Below are 23,028 nucleotides of genomic sequence, written 5' to 3'. Positions count from 1 at the left end.
GACCGACCGACCGGCCAAGGAGCACGACATGTGGCGCATGCCCGCAGAATCCGCCCCGCACGAGCGCACGTGGATGGCGTTCCCCCGCGAGGGCATCACGCTCGGCGAGGGCGCCGAGACGCGCGAAGAGGGCTACCGCGCCTGGACCGACGTCGCCCACGCCGTCGCCGAGTTCGAACCGGTGAGCATGGTCGTCGACCCCACCGAGATGACCCGCGCCCGCCGCATGCTCGACTCGTCGATCGAGATCGTCGAGGCCCCGCTCGACGAGTTCTGGATGCGCGACATCGGACCGACGTTCGTCGTCGACCCCGACCGCCCGGGAGTCCTCGGCGCCGTCGACTGGATCTTCAACGGGTGGGGCGCCCCCGACTGGGCCGAGTGGCAGACCTCTGCCGGCATCGCCCGCGTCGTCGCCGAGCATCTGGGCGCCGAACGCATCGACTCGCTGCTGGTGGCCGAGGGCGGCGGACTGCACGTCGACGGCACCGGCACCGTGCTGCTCACCGAGACCGTGCAGCTCGACCCCCGCCGCAACCCCCACGCCGACCGCGCCCGCGTCGAGGCCGAGATGGCGCGCACCCTCGGCGCGACCGACGCCGTCTGGCTCTCGCGCGGCCTCACCCGCGACTACGACGACCTGGGCACCAACGGCCACGTCGACATCGTCGCCACGTTCGCCTCGCCCGAGCACGTGCTGCTGCACGAGCAGACCGATGCCGCGCACCCCGACTTCGAGGTCTCACGCCTCATCCGCGGCGAGCTCGAGACCGCCTTCGCGCGACTCGGTCGCACGGTCGCGATCACCGGAGTGCCCGCGCCGACGACGCTGCGCGACGACCACGGGTGGGTCGACTGGAGCTACATCAACCACCTCGTCACCAACGACGGCGTCGTGCTGTGCGGCTTCGGCGACGAGACCGCCGACGCGCGCGCCGTCGAGATCATGGCCGACGCCTACCCCGGGCGGCGGGTGGTCACGGTCGACGCGCGTCCGATCTTCGCCCGCGGCGGCGGCATCCACTGCATCACCCAGCAGCAGCCGCGGGTGGGCTGACCGGGCGGGGATGGGGCGTCGGTTCCGCGCCGAGCTCGACACGTCGCCGGGGTCACCGCGACGTCGCACAGGAATGACGAAGGCCCCGGATCCGTGAGGATTCGGGGCCTTCGTGGTGGCGGTGACGGTGGGATTTGAACCCACGGTAGGGGTGAACCTACACAACATTTCGAGTGTTGCACCTTCGGCCGCTCGGACACGTCACCGCCGAACAGCTTACGACACTCGACGGGATGCCGCGAATCCGAGCGGGTCGACGGGGCCCTCGGCGTCGGCCCCTGGCCGAACTCATGAGAAATCAGGCCGCCACCGCCCGCGGCACCGAGTCCCCGGCATCCGTTCGTCCACCGTCGAAGCACCCCCCTGGAACCGGTTCGCGACCGCTGCCAGGATCGGAGCATGAGCGTGATCGAGAACTCCAAGCTGACGGTCGTGGGCGCGGGAAGCGTGGGGGCGAGCGTGGCGTACGCGGCCCTCATCCGCGGATCGGCGCGGCACGTCGCGCTCTACGACATCGCCACCGAGAAGGTCGAGGCCGAGGTGCTCGACCTCGCCCACGGCACGCAGTTCACCGGCACCAGCGACATCACCGGCGGCAGCGACGTGTCGGTGGCCGAGGGGTCGCACGTCGTCGTCATCACGGCCGGCGCGAAGCAGAACCCGGGCCAGACCCGCACCGAGCTCGCCGCCACGAACGCCGGGATCATCCGCGACATGATGCCGAAGCTGCTCGAGGTCGCACCGAACGCCGTCTACGTCATCGTCACGAACCCCTGCGACGTGCTCACGGTGCTCGCGCAGCAGGCGACCGGCCTGCCGACGCGCCGCATCTTCGCCTCGGGCACGGTGCTCGACACCTCGCGTCTGCGGTGGCAGCTCGCCCAGCGGGCGGGGGTCAGCACCGCGAGCGTGCATGCGTGGATCGTCGGCGAGCACGGCGACACCGAGTTCCCCCTGTGGTCGACCGCCACGATCGGATCCGTCCCCATCACCGAGTTCGAGCTGCCCGGAGGGGGCCGCTTCACCACGGAAGAGTTGGATGCCATCGCCGTCGACGTCCGCGATGCCGCGTACAAGGTCATCAAGGGCAAGGGGGCGACGAACTACGCGATCGGCCTGTCGAGCGCGCGCATCGTCGAGGCGATCCTGCGCGACGAGCACGCCATCCTCCCCGTGAGTACCGTGCTGCAGGACTTCCACGGCATCGACGGCATGGCCCTGTCGGTGCCGTCGATCGTCTCGGCGCGCGGGGCGGTGCCCCTCGCCGGCACGCCGTTCTCCGACGCCGAGCTCGGGCTTCTGCGCCGCTCGGCCGACGCGTTGACGACGGTGGCGGAGTCGCTGCGCGACTGACGCGGGGCTCTTCACGGCGGGCCGGGCGTCGGGCGCGGAGTGCGGCACGGCGCGGCGCGGCGGTTCGCGCATAAACGCTATCCGTGCGCATAAACGCTCTCTCACCACGTTCATGCGCGGGAATGGCGTTTATGCGTGGGGGCCGCCGGCAGCGGGGCACGGATGCCGCCCCGGCCCAGCCCGCCGCCGCGCCCGGTCGGGCCACACCCGCCCCGGCCACACCCTCGCCCAGCCGAGCACGCCCCGCCCGGTCGCACCCCCGCCCGGTCGCACCCCGCCGCGCTACACCTCAAGCCCGGCGCGGCACGGTGACTCACCCATAAACGCCGATCCTGCGCATAAACGCTCTCTCACCGCGTTTATCCGCAGGAAGGGCGTTTATGCGCGAGCGGCCGCCCAACGCCAGATCCCGGATGCCGCGGCCCGGCGCCGGCGATGTCGGAGGCCCCGCGTAGCCTGATGCCATGGCATCCCGACGTCCCGCTGTAGCCCCCGCTCCGTACCGCTGCACCGAGTGCGGGTGGACGACGCTGAAGTGGGTCGGCCGGTGCGGGGAGTGCCAGTCGTGGGGCACCGTGGTCGAGGCCGCCGAGCAGACGGGGATCGTCCGATCGATCGCCCCGGTCGCTCCGGGCGCGGCCCGGATGGCCCGGCGCATCACCGAGATCGACACGCAAGACGCCCCCCGGCGCACCAGCGGCGTCGGCGAATTCGACCGCGTTCTGGGCGGCGGCATCGTTCCGGGTGCGGCCATCCTGCTCAGCGGCGAACCCGGGGTCGGCAAGTCGACGCTGCTGCTCGAGGTCGCCGCGCAAAGCGCTCGCGCGGGGCGCCGCGTGCTCTACGCCAGCGGTGAAGAGTCCGCCGCCCAGGTGCGTCTGCGCGCCGAGCGCACCGGCGCGCTCCACGAAGAGCTGTTCCTCGCCGCCGAGACCGACCTGGCCACGATCCTCGGGCACATCGACCAGGTCGAGCCCGGCCTGCTCATCGTCGACTCGGTGCAGACGGTGTCCTCGTCCCACAGCGACGGCGCCGCGGGTCAGCCGGCGCAGGTGCGCGAGGTCGCGTCGGCGCTGATCCGTGTCGCGAAAGAACGCGGGCTGCCTGTCATCCTCGTCGGCCACGTCACCAAAGACGGCTCGATCGCCGGACCCCGCATCCTCGAGCACCTCGTCGACGTGGTGTGCCACTTCGAGGGCGACCGGCAGACGTCGCTGCGCTTCGTGCGCGCGCTCAAGAACCGCTTCGGCCCCACCGACGAGGTCGGCTGCTTCGACATGACCGGCACCGGCATCTCCGAGGTGTCCGACCCGAGCGCCCTGTTCCTCGGGCACGGCGAGCCCGAGCCGGGCACGTGCGTCACCATCGCGATGGAGGGCCGCCGGGCCCTGCCCGTCGAGATCCAGGCACTCGCCGTGCGCCAGACGGCACCCAACCCGCGGCGCATCGTGAACGGCGTCGACTCGTCGCGCGTCGCGATGGTGCTCGCCGTGCTCGAAAGTCGCATGGGTCTCACCCTGTCCGACCGCGACGTGTACGTCTCGACCGTCGGCGGGGTGCGCCTGGTCGAGCCCGCGGCCGACCTCGCCATCGCCATCGCGGTGGCCAACGCCGTGAAGAACCGCAAGGTGTCGAAGCGCCTCGCCGCGATCGGCGAGTTGACGCTCACCGGCGAGATCCGCAACGTCACGCAGGCCGCGCAGAGGGCGTCCGAAGCGAAGCGCCTGGGCTATCACACGGTGCTCGACGCCTCGTCGCGCAAGCTCGCGCAGGCGCTCAACGAGCTGCAGGTGCGCGGCATGCCGCGCGACGACAGCGAACCGGGGTTCTGAGCCACTCGGACCGACGCCGCGACGCCGCGGTCGAGGCGCCGCGATCTCGACGCCCCGGTCGAGGTGCCACGGTCGAGGCACCGCGATCTCGACGCCGCGCTCAGGCGCCGCCGTCGAGGTCCCCCGACGGTGGGATCACGCTGCGCTGAGCAGCGGACGACCCGAACCGGGCCGGGTGAGGGCGTGAAAGATCCCCCGGAAGATAAACCCGCGTGGTCGATCAGCGACCGGGAGGAGCGGCCCGCCGGCGGCGGTGCGGCGACGTCATACCCAGGACCGCGGGGATGACAAGTCCGGCGGCGCACACGGCACCGGCGATCAGGAACTCCATGTCCCCGAGTCTTGCACGCGTCCTTCACCCGCGCGAGTCCGATACTTCACCCTCGAGCGCGGGCCGGTCCGCGGTCGGGTCTCAGGCGTCGAGCGCGGCGATCAGATCGGCGGGCGACGCCTGGATCGGGTGCGGCCCCGCGATGTCGAGGAACACCGAGGTGATGGCATCCTGGTGCGCTCCGAGGAACGCGCGCAGCCATTGCGGCGACTGCAGCGCCACGTGCGGCGGCAGCGTCTCGGGCTTGTGGGCGGCGTCGCTGAACAGCAGCAGTGCGATCTCGCCGGAGTCGGGGTCGCGGTACGTCCACACCTCGCCGACGTCGAGCGGGTTGTCGGGGTCTCCCGCGCTCATCAGCGGAACCACCGTCGGGCCGTGCCGCAGGGCGAAGGCGATCGCCGCCATGTCCTGGGTCTGCAACGCATCGGTCAGCGCGGTGTTCTTGAAGTCCACGGCGACCTTCTTCCCCTTGCGCTTCTTGCCTCCGGCCATCCTCCGAGCCTAACCGCGGCTCCGCGGCCCCGCGGCGACGCGTCGCGGAACCGCACCGCGCGGCCGGGCGACTCGAGGCCGAGGCCCCGCTCGCTACGCCAGGAACCCCCGCAGCAACGCCTCCGACCCGGCCAGGTGATCCCGCATCGCCGCGTGGGCGGCATCCGGTCTCCCCGCCAGGATCGCCGACACGATCGCCGCGTGCTGCGAGGTCGAGTGATCGATGTTGCGCGGCAGCAGGGGGAACGTGTCGAGCCAGGCGTTCACGCGCGCCCGGTTGTCGGCGACGAGGGGCACGAGCGAGGGGATGCCGGCGAACTCCGCGATCGTCAGGTGCAGCAGCGTGTCGAGGCGCCGGTAGTCCGCGCCGGAGGCCGTGGCCGCCGCCTCGTGCCGAGCCCAGAGCACATCGCGCTCGTCGGCCGACAGCGCGCGGCCCGCGGCGGCCCACGCCGCCCCGGTCTCGAGCACGCCGCGCAGCGAGATCACGTCGGCGAGCTCGGTCGGCGCCACCACCGCGGGCTCCGACGGACGCGGCACGGGGTCGATCACGAACGTACCGCCGTAGCGTCCGCGCCGCGTCTCGAGCCATCCGGCGTCGGCCAGCTCGCGGATCGCCTCGCGCACGGTGTCGCGACTCACGCCGTACAGCGCGGCGAGCTCGCGCTCCGCCGGAAGGGACTCCCCGGGAGCGACCAGGCCGAGACGAACGGTCTGCACGATGCGCGCCGTGGTGTCTTCGAGCGCGTTGCCGCTGCGCACCGGCCGGTACACGGCTCGGCGCAGGTCGTCGAGCGGCGCGTCTGTCACCGTCTCAGCCTGTCATGTCACCGGTTCACAGGGGCGTGACGTAGGCGTTGGTGATTCCCCCGTCGACGACGAACGCCGTCGCGGTGATGAACGACGCGTCGTCGGATGCCAGGAAGGCCACCGCCGCGGCCATCTCGTCGGGCTCCGCGAACCTCCCCATCGGCACGTGCACGAGCCGACGCTGCGCCCGCTCGGGGTCTTTGGCGAACAGCTCCTGCAGCAGCGGGGTGTTGACGGGTCCGGGGCACAGGGCGTTCACGCGGATGCCCTGGCGGGCGAACTGCACGCCGAGCTCGCGGGTCATGGCGAGCACGCCGCCCTTCGACGCCGTGTACGAGATCTGCGAGGTCGCCGAGCCGAGCAGCGCCACGAACGACGCCGTGTTGATGATCGACCCCCGGCCGGCGGGCACCATGTGCCGCAGGGCGGCGCGCGAGCAGAGGTAGACGCTCTTCAGGTTGACGTCTTGCACGCGGTCCCACGCGGGCAGCTCGGTCGTCTCGATCGAGTCGTCGTCGGCGGGCGAGATGCCGGCGTTGTTGAACGCGATGTCGACGCTGCCGAGGTCGGCGGCCACGCCGTCGAAGAGGGCGTCGACCGATACCTCGTCGGCCACGTTGACCTGACGGAAGACGCCGCCGACCTCGGCGGCGGCCGCGGTGCCGGTGGTCTCGTCGAGGTCGGCGATCACGACGCGCGCGCCTTCCGCGGCGAAGCGGCGCGCGGTGGCGAGGCCGATGCCGCTCGCGCCGCCCGTGACGATGGCGACGCGGCCGCCGAGACGCTGGGTGAGGTCGATGGTCATTGCGGGTGGTTCCTTTCGAGCGGTACCGCGTCCCCCTGTGTGTTCGGGGGCAAGTGGGGAATGGGGGTCAGGACGACGGGTTCACTCGGTGGCGTAGAACACGTTCTTCACCTCGGTGAAGTGCTCGGCGGCATCGGGACCCAGCTCGCGACCGAGGCCCGACGCCTTCATGCCGCCGAAGGGCGTCGAGTACCGCACCGAGGAGTGCGAATTCACCGACAGCACGCCGCTGCGGACGGCGCGCGACACCCGGATGCCACGGCCCAGGCTCTCGGTCCAGATCGAGCCCGCGAGGCCGTACGCGCTGTCGTTGGCGAGGCGGATGGCATCCGCCTCGTCGTCGAAGGGCAGCACGGCCAGGACCGGACCGAACACCTCCTCGCGGGCGACGCGGTCGCCGGGCTGCGCCAGCACCACGGCCGGAGCGAACCAGAAGCCGTCGCCCTCGGGCGCGGATCCCCGGAACGCCACGTCGGCCCCGTCGAGGAAGCCCTGCACGGTGGAGCGGTGCGAGGCCGAGATGAGCGGCCCCATCTGGGTGTCCTCCCGCGTCGGGTCGCCGACCTTCCAGGCCGACACGGCCGGTTCGAGCAGCTCGAGGAACCGGTCGAAGACGCTCCGCTGCACGAGCAGGCGGCTGCGGGCGCAGCAGTCCTGCCCGGCGTTGTCGAACACGGAGCCCGGGACGCCGGCCGCCGCCTTCTCGAGGTCGGCGTCGGCGAAGACGAGGTTCGCGCTCTTGCCGCCGAGCTCGAGGGTCACCGGTTTGAGCATTCGCGCGCACCCGGCGGCCACCTCGGTGCCGACCTCGGTCGAGCCGGTGAAGACGACCTTGTGCACGTCGGGATGCGACACGAAGCGCTGGCCCACGACCGAGCCCGAGCCGACAACGACGCGGAAGAGCCCCTCGGGCAGCCCGGCCTCGAGCGCCAGCTCGCCGAGCCGGATCGCCGTCAGCGGGGTGAGCTCGGCCGGCTTGAGCACGACGGCGTTTCCCGCGGCGAGCGCCGGCGCGAAGCCCCAGGCGGCGATGGTCATGGGGAAGTTCCACGGCACGATGATCCCGACCACGCCGTAGGGCTCGTGGTAGGTCACGTCGAGCCCTCCGGCGACCGGGATCTGCGACCCGATCAGGCGTTCCGGCGCCCCGGCGTAGTAGTTGAGCACCTGGGCGACGTGCTGCGCCTCCCAGCGGGCCGAGCCGATGGGGTGGCCCGAGTTCTTCACCTCGAGCGCGGCGAGCTCGTCGACGTGCGCCTCGACGACCCGGGCGAACGACCGTAGTGCGTCGGCGCGGGCGACGGGGGCGAGGGATGACCACGCGCGCTGGGCGCGCACGGCGTCGGCGACGGCGGCATCCACCTGGGCGAGATCGGCGCGCTCGAGCGTGGTGATCGGCGACCCGGTCGAGGGGTCGGTGACGGTGAACGTGCTCATGCGAGAGCTCCCTGGTGCTCGGAGGTGGAGATGTCGGTGCCGGAACGCGCGGCGCGATACGCCGCCGCCGCGGCGACGAGTCCCAGGAACAGCCGCCGGTCTTCGGCGTTCTCCTCGGGATGCCACTGGACGGCCACGAGGTAGTCGTCGCCCTCGGCCTCGACGGCCTGCACGAGTCCGTCGTCGGTGCGCGCCGTCACCCGCAGGCCCGCGCCCAGCCGGTCGACGCCCTGGTGGTGGTAGCTGTGGACGGTGAGCACTCCGGCGCCGACGAGACCGGCGAGTCGGGTCGAGGCATCCACCTCGACGACGTTCTCGGCGAAGACGCCTCCGCCCACGCGGTACCGCTCGGTGCCGAGGACCTCGGGAAGGTGCTGGTGGAGCGTGCCGCCGAGGGCGACGTTGAGAAGTTGCAGCCCCCGGCAGATGCCAAAGATGGGGATGCCGCGTTCCCGCGCCCCCGCCAGGAGAGCGAGTTCCCAGGCGTCGCGGTCTGCGCGCGCCGGGTCGGTGAGCGGGTGACGTTCGGCGCCGTACAGCTCGGGCTGCACGTCGAGGCCCCCGGTGAGGATGAGGCCGTCGAGCCCGTCGAGCACGGCGGCGGCCGCTCGCTCGGGGCGCGGCTGCGGCGGCAGCAGCACGGCGCTGGCCCCCGAGGCGGTGACGGAGTCGAAGTACTGCTGCGGCAGGAACGATGCCCGCACGTCCCACACGCCCTGCTTCGCTCGCTCCAGGTAGGTCGTGAGCCCGACGACGGGGGTCCGGGTCGGATCAGAGGCGCTCGAAACCACGCACCCGCTCCCAATCGGTCACGGCGGCGTCGAAGGCCTCGACCTCGATGCGCGCCTGGTTGAGGTAGTGCTCGACGACGTCGTCGCCGAAGGCGGCGCGGGCGATCGTCGACGCGCGGAACAGCTCCGCCGCTTCCCGCAGGGTCGTCGGCAGCGTGTCGACGCCCGAGGTGTAGGCGTTGCCCGAGAGGGGCTCGGGAAGCGGCAGCTCGTTCTCGATGCCGTACAGGCCGCCGGCGATGATGGCCGAGATGGCGAGGTAGGGGTTCACGTCTCCGCCGGGCACGCGGTTCTCGACCCGCAGCGAGGAGCCGTGGCCGACGACGCGGAGCGCGCACGTGCGGTTGTCGACGCCCCAGGCCACCCCGGTGGGGGCGAATGAGCCCAGCGCGAAACGCTTGTACGAGTTGATCGTCGGCGCGTACAGCAACGTGAATTCGCGCAGGGTCGCCAAAATGCCGGCGATCCAGTGCTCCATGAGGGGGCTGAAGCCGTGCGCGCCGTCGCCCGCCATCACGGCGTCGCCGCCGTCGCCGCGGACCGACAGGTGGATGTGGCAGCTGTTGCCCTCGCGCTCGTTGAACTTGGCCATGAACGTCAGCGACTTGCCGTGGCGGTCGGCGATCTCTTTCGCGCCGTTCTTGTAGATCGTGTGGTTGTCGGCGGTCTCGAGCGCTTCGGCGTAGCGGAAGGCGATCTCCTGCTGGCCGAGGTTGCACTCGCCCTTCACGCCCTCGCAGTACATGCCCGCGCCGTCCATGCCGATGCGGATGTCGCGCAGCAGCGGCTCGAGCCGCGTGGTGGCGAGCAGGTTGTAGTCGACGTTGTAGTCGGTCGAGGCGCGCAAGCCCGTGTACCCCTTGGCCCAGGCTTCGCGGAAGGAGTCGTCGAAAACGATGAACTCCAGCTCCGTGCCCGCGTAGGCGGTGAGTCCCCGCTCCGCCAGACGCGCGCGTTGGGCGTTCAGGATGCCGCGGGGCGACTGCCCGACGTGCCGACGGTCCCCCCACGCGAGATCCGCCATCACCAGCGCCGTGCCCGGCTGCCAGGGGAGGCGGCGGAGCGTGTCGAGGTCGGGGACCAGCAGCATGTCGCCGTAGCCCGTCTCCCAGCTCGACATGGCGTAGCCGTCGACGGTGTTCAGGTCGACGTCGACCGACAGCAGGTAGTTGCAGGCCTCGGCCCCGTGGGGCAGCACCTCGTCGCGCCAGAAACGCGCCGCGACGCGCTTGCCGACGAGGCGGCCCTGCGCATCGGGGAAGGCCACGACGACCGTGTCGATCTCGCCGGCCTCGATCGCGGCATCCAGTTCTGCGGTGGTGAGATTGCCCGCCATGGTGTCCCTCTCGCCTGCTCGTCGCGACCTCGCGTGCGGAGGTCGTAACGAGGAACTTACACGCCAAAGGTAGACAGGTCGACCAATAGAAGGCCATGATTCTGCGCAGGCGCTCCTGAAGCCTGCCCGTTACCGTCTGGAGGCCCTATGTCCACCTCGAGCAGTTCCCGCAGAAAGGTCGCCGGCGCCACCTATACGGCGACCGACTCCACGTACTTCGAGAAACGCACCCTGAAACGTTCGGCCGGCGTCTGGGGGCTGTGGGGCCTCGCGGTCGCCGCCGTCATCTCGGGCGACTTCTCGGGGTGGAACTTCGGCGTCGCCAACGCCGGCTTCGGCGGCATGCTCATCGCCTTCGTGCTGCTCGTGGTCATGTACTACGGGCTGACGTTCTCGATCGGCGAGATGGCCGCCGCCATGCCCCACACCGGTGGCGCCTACTCGTTCGCGCGATCCGCGATGGGCCCCTGGGGTGGCCTGGCCACGGGCCTCGCCGAGACCATCGAGTACGTCGCCACGACGGCGGTCGTCGTCTACTTCTCCGGCCAATACGCCGATTCGGCGCTGGAGCTGCTCACCGGCGTGAGCCTGCCCGCGTTCGTGTGGTGGATCATCCTCTACGCGCTCTTCATCGCCCTCAACGCCGCCGGCGCGAACATCTCGTTCGGCTTCGCGATCGTCGTGTCGATCATCTCGATCGGCATCATCGTGGTCTTCGGCGTGATGTCCCTGGTCACGGGGGCGTTCGACTGGGCCTCGCTGTGGAACATCGTCCCCGATGCGGGGCAGACCGAGTTCCTCCCCCACGGCGTCGGGGCGATCCTGCTGGCCCTCCCCTTCGCCATGTGGTTCTTCCTCGGCATCGAGGAGCTGCCGCTGGCCGCCGAAGAGTCGCACGACCCCGCTCGCGACATCCCGCGGGCCGGCCTCTGGGCCCGAGGGACGCTCATCGTCACGGGTCTCATCGTGCTGTTCCTCAACACCGGGGTGCTCGGAGCCGAAGAGACCGGGACCTCCGTCGAACCCCTGCTCGACGGCTTCCGCGCGATGGTCGGCGACCAGGCCGCGGCACTCCTGTCGCTGCTCGCCCTGGTCGGGCTCCTCGCGTCGCTGATGGGCATCATGTTCGCCTACGGCCGCAACATGTACTCACTCTCGCGCGCCGGTTACTACCCGCGCTGGCTCTCTCTCACCGGTGCCCGGAAGACCCCGTGGGTCGCCCTCGTGTTCGGCGCGGTGCTGGGCTTCTTCGCCCTGGTGATCGTGCAGGCCGCGGGAGGAGACGCCAGCCCCGCCGGCGCGATCGTGCTGAACATCGCCGTCTGGGGCGCGGTGCTCGCGTACTTCCTGCAGATGGTCTCGTTCATCGTGCTCCGCAAGAAGTTCCCGAACGCGGTGCGTCCGTACAAGAGCCCGTGGGGCCTGTTCGGGGCCTACTCCGCGGCGATCATCGCCGCCGTCGTCTTCTTCGGCCTGCTGCTGAACTCGGCCTACCTGCTGGCCATCGTCGCGATCATCGTTGTCTACGCGGTGATCTTCGTCGCCTTCGCCGTCTACGGCCGTCACCGCCTCGTGCTCTCGCCCGAGGAGGAGTACGCCCTCTCCGGCGGTCTGCACGGCGACCCGCAGAAGGAGGGCTACGACGCTCTGCAGGGCGAGGTGTTCGGCAAGGATTCCCCGCGCAGCTGACCCGGTGATGACGGAGGGGTGGATGCCATGGCATCCACCCCTCCGTTCGTCGCTGTACGCGTCACTGCAGGACGAACGACGCCGTCCCCGCCGACGGGATGCCGCCGATCGACACGCTCAGGTGGTACGTGGCTCCGCTACCCGGCGCGTACGGCCGCTCGCTCTCGCACGAGCTGACCGAGGAACGCGTGCGGTCCCAGGTGAGAGGAGCCGAGCTGGTGACGGTCTGGCCGGCGGCGAGGGTGACCTCGAGATCGCTCGGCTCGGACTGGCAGTCGGTGGAGCGCCACCACACGTCGGAGCCGCTCGTCACGGTGAACGACTGCGCGCTCGTTCCGACGTTCATGGTGCAGGCGTTCGCGGACGAGTTGGTGAGGCGGATCGAGAGCTGCGGGTTCTCGCCCTGCGCGTACTCGGCCTTGTCCGACAGCGCTTCGACCGAGATGTCGGCGGCGGTGCACTCGACGGGCCCCGACGACACGCTCTGCGTCGGGGTGGAACTCGGAGTCGCCGCGGCCGGCGGAGCAGCCGACGAGACGGCGGGGTCGGGGGCACTCTCGGCGGTGGCAGGCGTCTCTTCGGCCGTCGGGACGGCGCGCCAGGGCGGAGCCGCGACGAGCCACACGACGAGGCCGATCACGATCAGGGCGAAGAGCCCTGCCGCGAGACGACGTCGACGATAGACCGCCGGGGACTGCCTCCGCCTTCGGGGGGCATCGGTCATGGTTCCAGGGTAGGCGTCACGGCTGAGTCCCCGCCCACGGCGCGCTCAGAGCTGCTTGAGCATGCGCGTGTTGCCCAGGGTGTTGGGCTTGACGTGCGCGAGGTCGAGGAACTCCGCGACGCCCTCGTCGGGACTGCGCACGAGCTGCGAGTACACGTCGGGGTCGACCACCTGCTCGCCGATCTCGGCGAACCCCCGACGCGTGAAGAAGTCGACCTCGAAGGTCAGGCAGAACAGGCGGCTGACGCCCAGCTCGCGCGCCCGCTCCTCGAGCATCTCGACGATGGCCCGCCCCACGCCGTGATGCAGCCACTCGTCGTGAACGATGAGGGTGCGCACCTCACCCAGGTCTTCCCACATGACGTGCAGGGCGCCGCAGCCGATGACGACGCCGTCGGCCTCGGCCACGACGAACTGCTGCACCGACCCGTAGAGCACCACGAGGTCTTTGCCGAGCAGGATGCGCTTCTGCACGAACGGCTCGAGCAGTTCGTGGATGCGTCGCACGTCGGCGGTACCGGCGGGGCGGACGGCGAACGGCGCGGAAGAGGTCATCGACCCAGCGTACGCCGCGACGACGAAGGGCCCGGATGCCATGGCATCCGGGCCCTCGTCTGTTATGCGATCAGCTGCCCGCCAGGGTGTCGGGCGTCGCGGCGATCTCGCCAGCGGTTCCGACCCCGATCGCGACCTTCTCGCCGCGGGGGGCGGTCTCGAACGCGAACTGACCGTTCTCGACGGTGACCTTGACGTGGTCTCCCGCCTCGAGCTCGCCGTGCAGGATCTTCTCGCTGAGGCGGTCCTCGACCTCGCGCTGCATGGCGCGACGGAGCGGTCGCGCACCGAGGGTCGGGTCGAAGCCGATCTCGATGAGCTTGTCCTTCGCGTCGTCCGACAGCTCCACCGTCATGTCGCGGTCGAGCAGACGGTCGGCCAGGCGCTTGACGAACAGGCCGACGATCTGGCGAAGCTCGGGCTTGCTCAGCTGCGGGAAGACGATGACGTCGTCGACACGGTTGAGGAACTCGGGCTTGAAGTGGCGCTTGAGCTCTTCGTCGACCTTGCCCTTCATCCGCTCGTACGACGTCTGGGCGTTGCCCTCGACCTGGAAGCCGACCGGGCCCCCGGCGATCGCCGACGAACCGAGGTTCGTCGTCATGATGATCACCGTGTTCTTGAAGTCGATGACGCGACCCTGACCATCGGTCAGGCGACCCTCTTCGAGGATCTGCAGCAGCGAGTTGAAGATGTCGGGGTGGGCCTTCTCGATCTCGTCGAAGAGCACGACCGAGAACGGCTTGCGGCGCACCTTCTCGGTGAGCTGGCCGCCCTCTTCGAATCCGACGAACCCGGGAGGGGCACCGAACAGACGCGAGACGGTGTGCTTCTCACCGAACTCCGACATGTCGAGCGAGATCAACGCGCCCTCGTCGTCGAAGAGGAACTCGGCGAGCGCCTTGGCGAGCTCGGTCTTTCCGACACCCGTGGGGCCGGCGAAGATGAACGAGCCCGAGGGACGCTTGGGGTCCTTGAGGCCCGCACGCTGACGACGGATCGTGCGCGACAGGGCCGCGATCGCCTCTTCCTGGCCGACGACACGCTGGTGCAGCGCCTTCTCCATGAACATGAGGCGGCTGGACTCTTCTTCGGTGAGCTTGAACACCGGGATGCCGGTCGCCTGGGCGAGCACCTCGGCGATCAGACCCTCGTCGACCACCGCGTGCGAGGCGACATCGCCGGAGCGCCACTGCTTCTCGAGGCGCAGGCGCTCGGCGAGGAGAGACTTCTCCTCGTCGCGCAGGGACGCTGCCTTCTCGAAGTCCTGCTCCTCGGAGGCCAGCTCCTTCTGCTCGCGGACCTTGGCGATCTTCTCGTCGAACTCGCGCAGCTCGGGCGGCGACGACAGGATCGACAGGCGCAGGCGGGCACCGGCCTCGTCGATCAGGTCGATGGCCTTGTCGGGCAGGAAGCGGTCGCTGATGTAGCGGTCGGCGAGGTTGGCCGCCGCGACGATCGCGCCGTCGGTGATCTGCACCTTGTGGTGCGCCTCGTACCGGTCGCGCAGCCCCTTCAGGATGTTGATCGAGTGGGGCAGGCTCGGCTCGGCCACCTGGATCGGCTGGAAGCGGCGCTCGAGGGCTGCGTCCTTCTCGAAGTGCTTGCGGTACTCGTCGAGCGTGGTGGCACCGATGGTCTGGAGCTCACCGCGGGCGAGGAGGGGCTTGAGGATCGACGCGGCGTCGATCGCGCCCTCGGCGGCACCCGCACCCACGAGGGTGTGGATCTCGTCGATGAAGACGATGATGTCGCCGCGCGTGCGGATCTCTTTCGTGACCTTCTTCAGGCGCTCTTCGAAGTCACCGCGGTAGCGGGACCCGGCGATCAGCGAACCGAGGTCGAGCGAGTAGACCTGCTTGTCCTTGAGCGTCTCGGGCACGTCGCCCTTGACGATGGCCTGCGCGAGGCCCTCGACGACCGCCGTCTTACCCACACCGGGCTCACCGATGAGGACGGGGTTGTTCTTCGAGCGACGCGACAGGATCTGCATCACGCGCTCGATCTCTTTCTCGCGCCCGATGACGGGGTCGAGCTTGTTGTCGCGCGCGGCCTGCGTGAGGTTGCGACCGAACTGATCGAGCACGGCCGAGCCGCCCTGCGTGCCGGTCGAGGTCTGCTCGCCGGCACCCGAAGCGACGCCCGCGGGCTCCTTGCCCTGGTAGCCCGAGAGCAGCTGGATGACCTGCTGGCGCACCTTGTTCAGGTCGGCGCCGAGCTTGACGAGCACCTGGGCTGCGACACCCTCGCCCTCGCGGATGAGACCGAGCAGGATGTGCTCGGTCCCGATGTAGTTGTGGCCGAGCTGCAGCGCTTCGCGCAGAGACAGCTCGAGGACCTTCTTCGCACGCGGCGTGAAGGGGATGTGGCCGGTCGGCTGCTGCTGCCCCTGGCCGATGATGTCCTGCACCTGCTCACGGACGGCGTCGAGCGAAATGCCCAGCGACTCCAGCGCCTTGGCAGCCACGCCCTCACCCTCGTGGATGAGGCCCAGAAGGATGTGCTCGGTGCCGATGTAGTTGTGGTTCAGCATCTTCGCCTCTTCTTGGGCGAGCACCACTACACGACGAGCACGATCGGTGAATCGTTCGAACATCCTCAGTCCCTCCAAAAATGGGCTGACAGGCACGCCTCCGCGCGCCGTACATCGAGAGTAACCAGCGGCCGGATGCCGGGGACCCATGTTCGCCGTGGGCATACCGAGACGCCGGCCGGTCTTGCGCAACACATCGATAGTCGTTACTTTATCGACAACCGATAACAACGATCATCGATAAGGAGTTGTCATGACCTCCCCCCGTCCGACGTCCCGTGTCCTCTCCCCCAGCGACACCGCCGGCTACGTCTTCTTCATCGTCGTCGGCGTCGCGATCGCCGTGTGGGCCGTCGTCCGCAGCGTCGCGAACATCGTCGCGGCCATCCCCAACCGCAACGTCCGCGTGCCGATGCCCTTCGTGGACACCGCCGCCCAGGCACCCATCGGCCCCGCCGGTGCCCCCGTGCCGATCGAACTGACCGGCGGCGTGGTCACCGCCCCGTCCCTCCCCGCCCCCTCCCTGTGGGCGCTCTTCCTCGCCGAGGGCCTGTTCGCCGCGGTGGTGGTCACGGTGGTGACGCTGCTGCTGCTCGTCACCACCTCGGTGCTGCGCGGGCGGATCTTCAGCCGGCGGCAGACGGTCCTCGTGTCGACCGCGGGCATCGTCGCCCTCGCCGGCGTGGCCGGTGTGCCGTTCTTCCACAACATGGTCGCCAACGGCGCCATCGCCTGGCTCTCGGAGCGCACCTACGACCGCGGCACCGTGTCGCAGATCGATCTGCCGAGCTTCATCGGGGTCGCTTTCGTCGTGGCCCTCGTCGGCACGGTCTTCGCCGTGGGCGACCGCTTACAGCGCGACACCGAGGGGCTGGTCTGATGTCGAATCCCTCCTGGGTCTCCCCGCGCATGGAGCGCGGCATCGTCTGGCTCTTCGTCGCGGCGGGCGCCGTGATGGGCCTCACCCTGGCGCTTCCGGGCGTTCGGGCGGCGATCGGCATCGCGACGGGCGACGGCGGGTTCAGTCTTCTCACCGATGCCGAGGTCGAACACTCCGCCGCCGCGGGCGGTGCGGGCATCGCGTCCGCGCGGTACGAGTCCGCCTGGGTCGTGGCCACGGTGCTCAGCACGGGTGCGCGCACCCTGTTGGTGCTGGGCGCCTCGTTCGGCGCCCTCACGGTGCTGATCACGGTGGGCGCCGTCGTGCTCTTCTTCCTGCTGCTGCTGTGGCGGCGGCCGTTCCACCGTGCACTCGTCCTGGCCACGCAGGTCGCCGGCTGCGCTCTGCTGGTGGGTGGGATCCTCTCGGCGGGCCTGTCCGGACTCGGGCGCATGATGGCCGCGGATGAACTCAACCCGGCGGCGGGGGAAGTCTTCGTGGTCGGCACGTCATTCGACCTGGTGTGGGCTCTCGTGGGGCTCGGCGTGCTGGCGCTGTCGCTCGTCTTCTCGCGCGGCATCCGCCTCCAGCGCGACACGGAGGGGCTGGTATGAGTCCCGCGGCGAGCGACGAGGGCCCCACCGGCATCCACTGCCGCCTCGACGAGCTCCTGGAGGCACGCGGCATGACGCTCACCCGTCTGAGCGAACTCGTCGGGGTCTCGGTCGTGAACCTCTCGGTCCTGAAGAACGACCGCGCTCGCGCCGTTCGCTATTCGACGCTCTCGGCCATCTGCCGGGTGCTCGAGTGTGAGGTCGGCGACCTGCTGGTGGTGGAGCGGTGACCCCCGCCGTCAGCGGGTGCCGATGACCGCGATCGCGCCCGTCGTCTCGACGTTTCCCCCCGACAGCACGACGGACGCATCGCCCGAGGGGACGTTGCCGCCCACATCGGCGAGCGTGACGCGGGGAGCGATGTCCATCGTGCAGATCTGATCGCTCGGGGGCGTGGCGAACTGCACGGCGATGTCACTCGCCGACGTGGTGACCGACTCGACCGTGGGCGGGCATCCCGAGCTGCCGTAGGTGAGGATCGCGACGAGCGAGTCATCGACCCATCCGGCGCTGGGGGCGAAGTCGGTCAGTCCCGCGGGGGCCGCCGACGGCAGCCCATTGAGCGACACCTCGCCCTGCGCGACACCGTCGACCGAGACGGTCCACGCGCGGGTGACGTCGGTCCCCTCGGGCAGTCCCACCAGCGTCGCGCGCGGCGCCATGTCGCGCGTGCAGGAGTCGCGGCCCGACTCCTCGAGCGTCACGGACACCGTGCCGTCCGCCACCGACGGTTCACCGCTCACCACGGGCGGGCACGACGAGCTCCCCTGGGTGACCAGCGCGATCGAGCGGCCTCCCTCGAGCCACGCGGCACCGATCTCGTTGGCGGGCGCCGCGGCCGTGGCATCCGGGGTCGAGACCGAGGGATCGGCCGACGCGGCCGACGAGGCGGCACCGGTCGCGCAACCGGTGAGCGCTCCCGCGGCGAGAAGGGCGGCACCGATGACTCCGGCGAGGGACAGCGAGCGACGAGACATGGAACCTCCAACGGGGGGACGTTCCGGCTCATGATGGCCGAAGATCCTGGATGCCAGCGGCGAATGCCGCGATCGCGTCACTGCAGAGCGGAGGTGAGGCGGGCGAGGTTGTCGAGGATCGTGGAGCGCAGGGGCTGGGTGCGCCACTCCTCGATCGTCAGTTGACGGCTGAGCTCGCGGTACCGCCCCTCGACCTCGCGCATGTCGTGCACGAATCCCTCGCCGCGCACCAGGAGCGACACCTCGAGGTTCAGACCGAACGAGCGCATGTCCATGTTGCTGGAGCCGATCACGGCCACCTCGTCGTCGATGGTCACGCTCTTGCTGTGCAGGATGTACGGCTTGCGGTACATCCAGATCGTGACGCCGGCGCGCAGCAGCGCCTCGTAGTAGCTGCGTTGCGCGTGGTAGACCATCGCCTGGTCGCCCTCTTCGGAGACGAAGAGTTCGACGTGCACCCCACGCTGGCAGGCCGTGGTGATGGCGAGCAGCAGTGCCTCGTCGGGCACGAAGTAGGGGCTCACGATGATGATGCGCTCACGGGCGGCGAAGAGCAGCCCCAGGAACAGCTTGAGGTTGTTCTGGAAGTCGAAGCCCGGACCCGAGGGAACGATCTGGCAGTCGAGTTCGCCCGGACCCGAGGTGACGCTGAACAGGTCGATCTCGTCGCTCAGGGTCTCGTCGGTCTCGCTGTACCAGTCCGACAGGAACACCGCGTTGATGCTCGCCACGACCGGACCCTCGACGCGCACCATGAGGTCGACCCAGTGCAGGCCGCGGCGGATGTTCTTGCGCAGGTTGTACGAGGAGTCGGTGACGTTCTGCGACCCCATGTAGGCCACGTCGCCATCGATCACGAGCAGCTTGCGGTGGTTGCGCAGGTCGGGACGCTGGTAGCGGCCCCGCAGCGGCTGCACCGGCAGCATGAGGTGCCAGTGCGCCCCCATCGCGTCGAGCCGTCGCAGAGTCTGCTTGTAGAACGGCTTGCCCCGGTTCGCCCAGTGGTCGAGCAGCACGCGCACCACCACGCCGCGCGCAGCGGCCTCTTCGAGGGCGCGGAAGAAATTGTCGGTCGAGTCATCGGACTGCAGGATGTAGAACTCGACGTGCACGTAGCGCCGGGCCTGGCGGATGGCGTCGGCCATGGCGTCGAGGCTGCTCTGGTAGTCGGCGATGAGCGTCGCGGCGTTGTCGCCCGCGAGCGGCATGGCACCCAGGTTGCGGTTCAAGCCCACGAGCGCGCGGAACCAGTCGGGTGCGTTCGGCTGCAGCGTGCCGAACTCGAGCGAGGCGCTGGTGTCGTGGATGTACTCGTTGATCGCGGCCTGTTTGCGCCGGCGCTTGCGCGGCAACCGCGGATTGCCGATCAGCAGGAAGAGGAAGACGCCGACGAAAGGGATGAAGTAGATCGCGAGCAGCCAGGCCATGGCGGCCGTGGGGCGCCGATTGCGCGGCACGATGATGATCGCGGCGATGCGCACCACCAGGTCGACGACGAAGAGCGTGATGACGAGCCAGCTCGTTTCGAACGCGGCGTTGATCACGGGTCCTCCTGGACGGGTTGTGGACCCAGCGTAGCGACGGCGTCCGACATCGACCGCGCGTCCGTCAGTTCGCGGAACCCTCGCTGCTCGCGGCGACCGGCGGGAGTCCGCGCTTCGCGCGCTCCTGCGCCTCGATGCGGGCGTACACCTTGCGCTCCGTGCGATCCATGCGGATGACGTTGCGGAGGATGAAGAAGAACACCACCGACACGACCAGGGTCGGCAGGATCGCCCACAGCATCGCGACCCAGGTGGCATCCATGCCCCCAGAATACCCGGGCAGCCGGGATCAACGGTCGCCGCACCCGTCCTCCCCACCCCTGCACCCTGGGGAACTGTCCACCGTCGAGCCATTTCGGCCCGCGCGGACCGCTCCCTCCGCGGCACTCTCGACCCATGACCACCACCGTCGTCCGAGCCTCGTCCTCGTCGTCCTTCCTCGCGCTCGTCCCCCGCCTGCTGGAGTGCACGCCCCACCGCAGTCTCGTGCTGGTGCCCTTCGCCCACGGCCGGTCGCTCGGCGCTCTGCGCGTCGACCTGCCCCACGGGCGCGGGCAGGCAGAGCTCGACAGCATCGCCTCCACCGTCATCGGCACCGCCTGCAAGGTCGCCCGCACCGACGCCATCGCCCTCGCCGTCTACGCCGACGAGACGCTGAACGGGGATGCCCCTCTCCCCCACCGCGACTTCGTCGACGCCGTCCTGGCCCGCGCCGACATCTGCGGGCTCAGGGTCGTCGACGCGCTCGTCGTGGGCGCGAACGCCTGGAACAGCTACCTCGACCCGTCGATACCGGCCGGGCGTCCCCTCGCCGAGATCGGATCCGCCCTGACCGACGCCCCCGACACGCTGGTCGCGCCCGACCAGTTCTCGGCGGCAGAACTCCCCGACCCCGACCCCGCACTGGCCCGCGCGGTCGCGCGCCTCCTCGACGACGTCGACCGGGTGCTGGCCCGGCCCCGCGACCGAGCGCGACTCAGCGCTGCACGCCAGGGGGCGGCCGACGACATCGTCACCGCCCTGGCCGACCCTCCCGCGCTGCTCGAGGACGCCGCCCGAACCCGCCCCGACGAGGTCACCCCTGCGCGGCTGGCCGCGCTCGCGTTCTGCCTCGAGCGCCCCGCACTGCGCGACGTCGCCCTCATGCAGTGGGCGGGGGACATCACGGTCGGCGACGCCGTGTTCGACGCACAGACGACCTTCGGCGACGGTGAACCCTTCCCGGTCGACCTGGCGCGGCCGATGTGGGGCGAGGGCCCCGCTCCCGACGCCGACAGGCTCCGCCACGCGCTGGAGCTCTGCCGACGGGTGGCGTCGGTGGTTCCGCGCGAGCGGCGTCCCGGTGCGTTATCGGCCTGCGCCTGGCTGGCCTGGGCCACCGGTCGCTCGTCGCACGCGGGCACCTACGCGCAGGCCGCCGTCGAGATCGACAGTGCGCACGGCCTCAGCGCGATCGTGCTGACCATGCTCGACGCCGGACGCCTGCCGGAGTGGATCTTCGAGCGACCTACTTCACCAGCGGGAAAAGAATCGTCTCGCGGATCCCGAGTCCGGTGATGGCCATGAGCAGGCGGTCGATGCCCATGCCCATGCCACCGGTGGGGGGCATCCCGTGCTCGAGCGCGCGCAGGAACTCCTCATCGATCGGCATGGCCTCGTCGTCGCCGCGCGCGGCGAGCTTCGCCTGCTCGACGAAACGCTGCCGCTGGATGACGGGGTCGACGAGCTCGGAGTACCCGGTCGCCAGCTCGAAGCCGCGAACGTACAGGTCCCACTTCTCCACGACGCCCGCGATCGAGCGGTGTTCGCGCACCAGGGGGCTCGTGTCGACGGGGAAGTCCATGACGAAGGTCGGGCGGGTCAGCCCGCCCTTGACGAAGTGCTCCCAGAGTTCCTCGACCCACTTGCCGTGCGTCTCGTGCGGCGGGGCGTCGACGCCGGCCTCGGCGCCGAGCACGCGCAGTTCGTCGAGCGAGGCCTGGGGGGTGATGGTCCGACCCGCGGCCTGCGACAGCGAGTCGTACATCGAGATGCGGTCCCATTCTCCGCCCAGGTCGTACTCGGTGCCGTCGGCCCACGTCACCGTGGTCGAACCGGCCACCGCGACAGCGGCATCCTGAATGAGGGTCTGCGTCAGATCGGCGATGCCGTTGTAGTCGGTGTAGGCCTGGTAGGCCTCGAGCATCGCGAACTCCGGGCTGTGCGTGGAATCGGCGCCCTCGTTGCGGAAGTTGCGGTTGATCTCGTACACGCGGTCGATGCCGCCCACGACGGCGCGCTTGAGGAACAGCTCGGGCGCGATGCGCAGGTAGAGCTCGGTGTCGAAGGCGTTGGAGGACGTGATGAACGGACGCGCGCTCGCGCCACCGTGCTGCACCTGCAGCATGGGCGTCTCGACCTCGACGAAATCGCGGTCGGTGAACGTGCGGCGCAGGCTCGCGTTCACCTTCGCCCGGGCGAGCACGGTCTCGCGTGCCCGATCGCGGACGATGAGATCGAGGAACCGGCTGCGGACGCGGCTCTCTTCGTTCAGCTCGGAGTGCAGGTTGGGCAGCGGCAGCACGGCCTTGGCCGCGATGGTCCACTCCGACACCATGATCGACAGCTCACCGCGTCGGCTCGAGATGACCTCACCCGAGACGAACACGTGGTCGCCCAGGTCGGTGAGCTCCTTCCACGCCTGCAGGGACTCCTCGCCGACGTTCGCGAGCGAGACCATCGCCTGGATCCGGCTGCCGTCTCCGGCCTGCAGCGAGGCGAAGCAGAGCTTGCCGGTGTTGCGGCTGAACACCACACGTCCGGCGACGCCCGCGACCTCGCCGGTCTCGGCACCCGCCTCGAGATCGCCGAACCGTGCGCGCAACGCCGAGATCGTGGTGGTGACGGGCACCGCGACGGGGTACGGCCCACCGGCCGCGTCGGCGCGCTCGGCGAGCAGGCGCTCGCGCTTGGCGAGGCGGACCGCCTTCTGCTCGAAGACCTCGTCTTCGGTCGGTTCGGCGGTGTCGTTCGCGGGCGCGTCGGTCATCAGGGATGCTCCTCGGGGTCGCTTCCAGTCTATTCGCCGGGATCACCGGCGCCGTGGCGGCCGGTAGGTGCGCGGCGCGCGGCGACCGGCGCGCAGCGACGGGCGCACGGCGCCCCACGCCCGGCGCGCAGCGCCCCGCGCCCGGTGTCCTGCGACAGACACGTCGGCGAGCGCCCGGCACCGATGCGCGGTGGCGCGGCCCAGACGTCGCTCGGCGACGACAGCGCAACCGCCCCCGCG

Annotated in this window: 21 protein-coding genes and 1 tRNA gene; 8 read left to right on the top strand and 14 right to left on the bottom strand. The window is 70.3% G+C overall.

From position 1 onward, the window contains the following. Positions 1–28: 28 nt before the first annotated feature. Positions 29–1,057, top strand: coding sequence for an agmatine deiminase family protein (locus ASG45_RS04490; RefSeq protein WP_055833408.1), 1,029 nt, complete (start codon positions 29–31; stop codon positions 1,055–1,057). Between the two features lie 116 nt (positions 1,058–1,173). Here the strand turns inward: ASG45_RS04490 and ASG45_RS04485 are convergent. Beyond that, positions 1,174–1,263: transfer RNA gene (locus ASG45_RS04485), tRNA-Ser, on the bottom strand. 193 nt (positions 1,264–1,456) lie between these two features. On the opposite strand from ASG45_RS04485, the gene ASG45_RS04480 reads away from it, so the two are divergent. Continuing rightward, entirely contained in the window at positions 1,457–2,410 is a 954-nt protein-coding gene (locus tag ASG45_RS04480) for an L-lactate dehydrogenase (protein ID WP_055833405.1), read from the top strand. A 464-nt stretch (positions 2,411–2,874) separates the two neighbouring features. Beyond that, entirely contained in the window at positions 2,875–4,242 is a 1,368-nt protein-coding gene (gene radA, locus ASG45_RS04475) for a DNA repair protein RadA (protein WP_055833403.1), read from the top strand. A 412-nt stretch (positions 4,243–4,654) separates the two neighbouring features. Here the strand turns inward: radA and ASG45_RS04470 are convergent, their stop codons facing one another. From ASG45_RS04470 to ASG45_RS04445, 6 genes are all read right to left on the bottom strand, one after another. Beyond that, the gene (locus ASG45_RS04470) at positions 4,655–5,065 is read right to left on the bottom strand and encodes a hypothetical protein (protein WP_055833399.1); all 411 of its coding nucleotides are present in this window, start codon (positions 5,063–5,065) and stop codon (positions 4,655–4,657) included. Between the two features lie 93 nt (positions 5,066–5,158). Then, positions 5,159–5,875 (bottom strand): FadR/GntR family transcriptional regulator, encoded by a 717-nt coding sequence (locus ASG45_RS04465; RefSeq protein WP_055833396.1) that lies wholly within the window; start codon positions 5,873–5,875, stop codon positions 5,159–5,161. A gap of 25 nt (positions 5,876–5,900) precedes the next feature. Then, positions 5,901–6,680 (bottom strand): 3-oxoacyl-ACP reductase, encoded by a 780-nt coding sequence (locus ASG45_RS04460; RefSeq protein WP_055833395.1) that lies wholly within the window; start codon positions 6,678–6,680, stop codon positions 5,901–5,903. 81 nt (positions 6,681–6,761) lie between these two features. Then, entirely contained in the window at positions 6,762–8,117 is a 1,356-nt protein-coding gene (locus ASG45_RS04455) for an aldehyde dehydrogenase family protein (RefSeq protein ID WP_055833391.1), read from the bottom strand. Beyond that, the gene (locus ASG45_RS04450; RefSeq protein WP_055833389.1) at positions 8,114–8,908 is read right to left on the bottom strand and encodes a gamma-glutamyl-gamma-aminobutyrate hydrolase family protein; all 795 of its coding nucleotides are present in this window, start codon (positions 8,906–8,908) and stop codon (positions 8,114–8,116) included. Before ASG45_RS04450 ends, ASG45_RS04455 begins: the two co-directional genes overlap by 4 nt. Continuing rightward, positions 8,889–10,244, bottom strand: coding sequence for a glutamine synthetase family protein (locus ASG45_RS04445; RefSeq protein WP_055833386.1), 1,356 nt, complete (start codon positions 10,242–10,244; stop codon positions 8,889–8,891). Before ASG45_RS04445 ends, ASG45_RS04450 begins: the two co-directional genes overlap by 20 nt. A gap of 147 nt (positions 10,245–10,391) precedes the next feature. On the opposite strand from ASG45_RS04445, the gene ASG45_RS04440 reads away from it, so the two are divergent. Further along, the gene (locus tag ASG45_RS04440) at positions 10,392–11,933 is read left to right on the top strand and encodes an amino acid permease (RefSeq protein WP_055833382.1); all 1,542 of its coding nucleotides are present in this window, start codon (positions 10,392–10,394) and stop codon (positions 11,931–11,933) included. A 61-nt stretch (positions 11,934–11,994) separates the two neighbouring features. Here the strand turns inward: ASG45_RS04440 and ASG45_RS04435 are convergent, their stop codons facing one another. The 3 genes from ASG45_RS04435 to ASG45_RS04425 all read right to left on the bottom strand — a co-directional run bounded on the left by ASG45_RS04435 (position 11,995) and on the right by ASG45_RS04425 (position 15,808). Then, on the bottom strand, positions 11,995–12,657 hold the full coding sequence (locus ASG45_RS04435; RefSeq protein WP_181016005.1) for a hypothetical protein: 663 nt from the start codon (positions 12,655–12,657) through the stop codon (positions 11,995–11,997). A 45-nt stretch (positions 12,658–12,702) separates the two neighbouring features. Further along, on the bottom strand, positions 12,703–13,212 hold the full coding sequence (locus ASG45_RS04430) for an amino-acid N-acetyltransferase (protein WP_055835783.1): 510 nt from the start codon (positions 13,210–13,212) through the stop codon (positions 12,703–12,705). A 70-nt stretch (positions 13,213–13,282) separates the two neighbouring features. Continuing rightward, entirely contained in the window at positions 13,283–15,808 is a 2,526-nt protein-coding gene (locus ASG45_RS04425; RefSeq protein WP_055833379.1) for an ATP-dependent Clp protease ATP-binding subunit, read from the bottom strand. 190 nt (positions 15,809–15,998) lie between these two features. On the opposite strand from ASG45_RS04425, the gene ASG45_RS04420 reads away from it, so the two are divergent. The 3 genes from ASG45_RS04420 to ASG45_RS04410 are packed head-to-tail and all read left to right on the top strand — an operon-like array spanning position 15,999 to position 17,469. Next, positions 15,999–16,625: a hypothetical protein gene (locus tag ASG45_RS04420; RefSeq protein ID WP_055833376.1), complete on the top strand. Its 627-nt coding sequence runs from the start codon at positions 15,999–16,001 to the stop codon at positions 16,623–16,625. After that, positions 16,625–17,239, top strand: coding sequence for a hypothetical protein (locus ASG45_RS04415; protein ID WP_156459369.1), 615 nt, complete (start codon positions 16,625–16,627; stop codon positions 17,237–17,239). The genes ASG45_RS04420 and ASG45_RS04415 overlap by 1 nt, the downstream gene beginning before the upstream one ends. Continuing rightward, positions 17,236–17,469, top strand: a complete 234-nt coding sequence (locus tag ASG45_RS04410; RefSeq protein ID WP_055833368.1) for a helix-turn-helix domain-containing protein — start codon at positions 17,236–17,238, stop codon at positions 17,467–17,469. Before ASG45_RS04415 ends, ASG45_RS04410 begins: the two co-directional genes overlap by 4 nt. A 9-nt stretch (positions 17,470–17,478) precedes the next feature. Here the strand turns inward: ASG45_RS04410 and ASG45_RS04405 are convergent, their stop codons facing one another. The 3 genes from ASG45_RS04405 to ASG45_RS04395 form a co-directional block, all read right to left on the bottom strand. Continuing rightward, a complete protein-coding gene (locus tag ASG45_RS04405) occupies positions 17,479–18,216 on the bottom strand; it encodes a hypothetical protein (RefSeq protein ID WP_055833364.1) in 738 nt (245 codons plus the stop codon). 77 nt (positions 18,217–18,293) lie between these two features. After that, complete coding sequence (gene cls / locus ASG45_RS04400; protein WP_055833361.1) at positions 18,294–19,760, bottom strand: cardiolipin synthase; 1,467 nt, start codon at positions 19,758–19,760, stop codon at positions 18,294–18,296. Positions 19,761–19,824: 64 nt separating this feature from the next. Further along, positions 19,825–20,022 (bottom strand): hypothetical protein, encoded by a 198-nt coding sequence (locus tag ASG45_RS04395; protein ID WP_055833357.1) that lies wholly within the window; start codon positions 20,020–20,022, stop codon positions 19,825–19,827. A gap of 134 nt (positions 20,023–20,156) precedes the next feature. Here ASG45_RS04395 and ASG45_RS04390 point away from each other — a divergent pair, with 134 nt between their 5' ends. Then, positions 20,157–21,317: a DUF4192 family protein gene (locus ASG45_RS04390; protein WP_055833354.1), complete on the top strand. Its 1,161-nt coding sequence runs from the start codon at positions 20,157–20,159 to the stop codon at positions 21,315–21,317. Here ASG45_RS04390 and lysS read toward each other — a convergent pair. Continuing rightward, on the bottom strand, positions 21,268–22,788 hold the full coding sequence (gene lysS, locus ASG45_RS04385; RefSeq protein ID WP_055833351.1) for a lysine--tRNA ligase: 1,521 nt from the start codon (positions 22,786–22,788) through the stop codon (positions 21,268–21,270). The genes ASG45_RS04390 and lysS overlap by 50 nt on opposite strands. Positions 22,789–23,028: the final 240 nt, after the last annotated feature.

This window comes from Microbacterium sp. Leaf436, from assembly GCF_001424715.1.
Taxonomy (GTDB): domain Bacteria; phylum Actinomycetota; class Actinomycetes; order Actinomycetales; family Microbacteriaceae; genus Microbacterium.
The sequence above is the reverse complement of the archived record's forward strand: the minus strand, read 5'-3'. Positions and strand labels throughout refer to the sequence as shown.

Excerpts from the sequence above, each read along its gene's own strand:
- ASG45_RS04480 (WP_055833405.1), top strand. The coding sequence starts at position 1,457 with ATGAGCGTGATCGAGAACTCCAAGCTGACGGTCGTGGGCGCGGGAAGC.
- ASG45_RS04445 (WP_055833386.1), bottom strand. The coding sequence starts at position 10,244 with ATGGCGGGCAATCTCACCACCGCAGAACTGGATGCCGCGATCGAGGCC.
- ASG45_RS04415 (WP_156459369.1), top strand. The coding sequence starts at position 16,625 with ATGTCGAATCCCTCCTGGGTCTCCCCGCGCATGGAGCGCGGCATCGTC.
- ASG45_RS04425 (WP_055833379.1), bottom strand. The coding sequence starts at position 15,808 with ATGTTCGAACGATTCACCGATCGTGCTCGTCGTGTAGTGGTGCTCGCC.
- ASG45_RS04435 (WP_181016005.1), bottom strand. The coding sequence starts at position 12,657 with ATGACCGATGCCCCCCGAAGGCGGAGGCAGTCCCCGGCGGTCTATCGT.
- ASG45_RS04405 (WP_055833364.1), bottom strand. The coding sequence starts at position 18,216 with ATGTCTCGTCGCTCGCTGTCCCTCGCCGGAGTCATCGGTGCCGCCCTT.
- ASG45_RS04440 (WP_055833382.1), top strand. The coding sequence starts at position 10,392 with ATGTCCACCTCGAGCAGTTCCCGCAGAAAGGTCGCCGGCGCCACCTAT.
- ASG45_RS04420 (WP_055833376.1), top strand. The coding sequence starts at position 15,999 with ATGACCTCCCCCCGTCCGACGTCCCGTGTCCTCTCCCCCAGCGACACC.
- ASG45_RS04455 (WP_055833391.1), bottom strand. The coding sequence starts at position 8,117 with ATGAGCACGTTCACCGTCACCGACCCCTCGACCGGGTCGCCGATCACC.
- ASG45_RS04395 (WP_055833357.1), bottom strand. The coding sequence starts at position 20,022 with ATGGATGCCACCTGGGTCGCGATGCTGTGGGCGATCCTGCCGACCCTG.
- radA (WP_055833403.1), top strand. The coding sequence starts at position 2,875 with ATGGCATCCCGACGTCCCGCTGTAGCCCCCGCTCCGTACCGCTGCACC.
- ASG45_RS04430 (WP_055835783.1), bottom strand. The coding sequence starts at position 13,212 with ATGACCTCTTCCGCGCCGTTCGCCGTCCGCCCCGCCGGTACCGCCGAC.
- ASG45_RS04490 (WP_055833408.1), top strand. The coding sequence starts at position 29 with ATGTGGCGCATGCCCGCAGAATCCGCCCCGCACGAGCGCACGTGGATG.
- ASG45_RS04390 (WP_055833354.1), top strand. The coding sequence starts at position 20,157 with ATGACCACCACCGTCGTCCGAGCCTCGTCCTCGTCGTCCTTCCTCGCG.
- ASG45_RS04410 (WP_055833368.1), top strand. The coding sequence starts at position 17,236 with ATGAGTCCCGCGGCGAGCGACGAGGGCCCCACCGGCATCCACTGCCGC.
- ASG45_RS04470 (WP_055833399.1), bottom strand. The coding sequence starts at position 5,065 with ATGGCCGGAGGCAAGAAGCGCAAGGGGAAGAAGGTCGCCGTGGACTTC.
- ASG45_RS04460 (WP_055833395.1), bottom strand. The coding sequence starts at position 6,680 with ATGACCATCGACCTCACCCAGCGTCTCGGCGGCCGCGTCGCCATCGTC.
- lysS (WP_055833351.1), bottom strand. The coding sequence starts at position 22,788 with ATGACCGACGCGCCCGCGAACGACACCGCCGAACCGACCGAAGACGAG.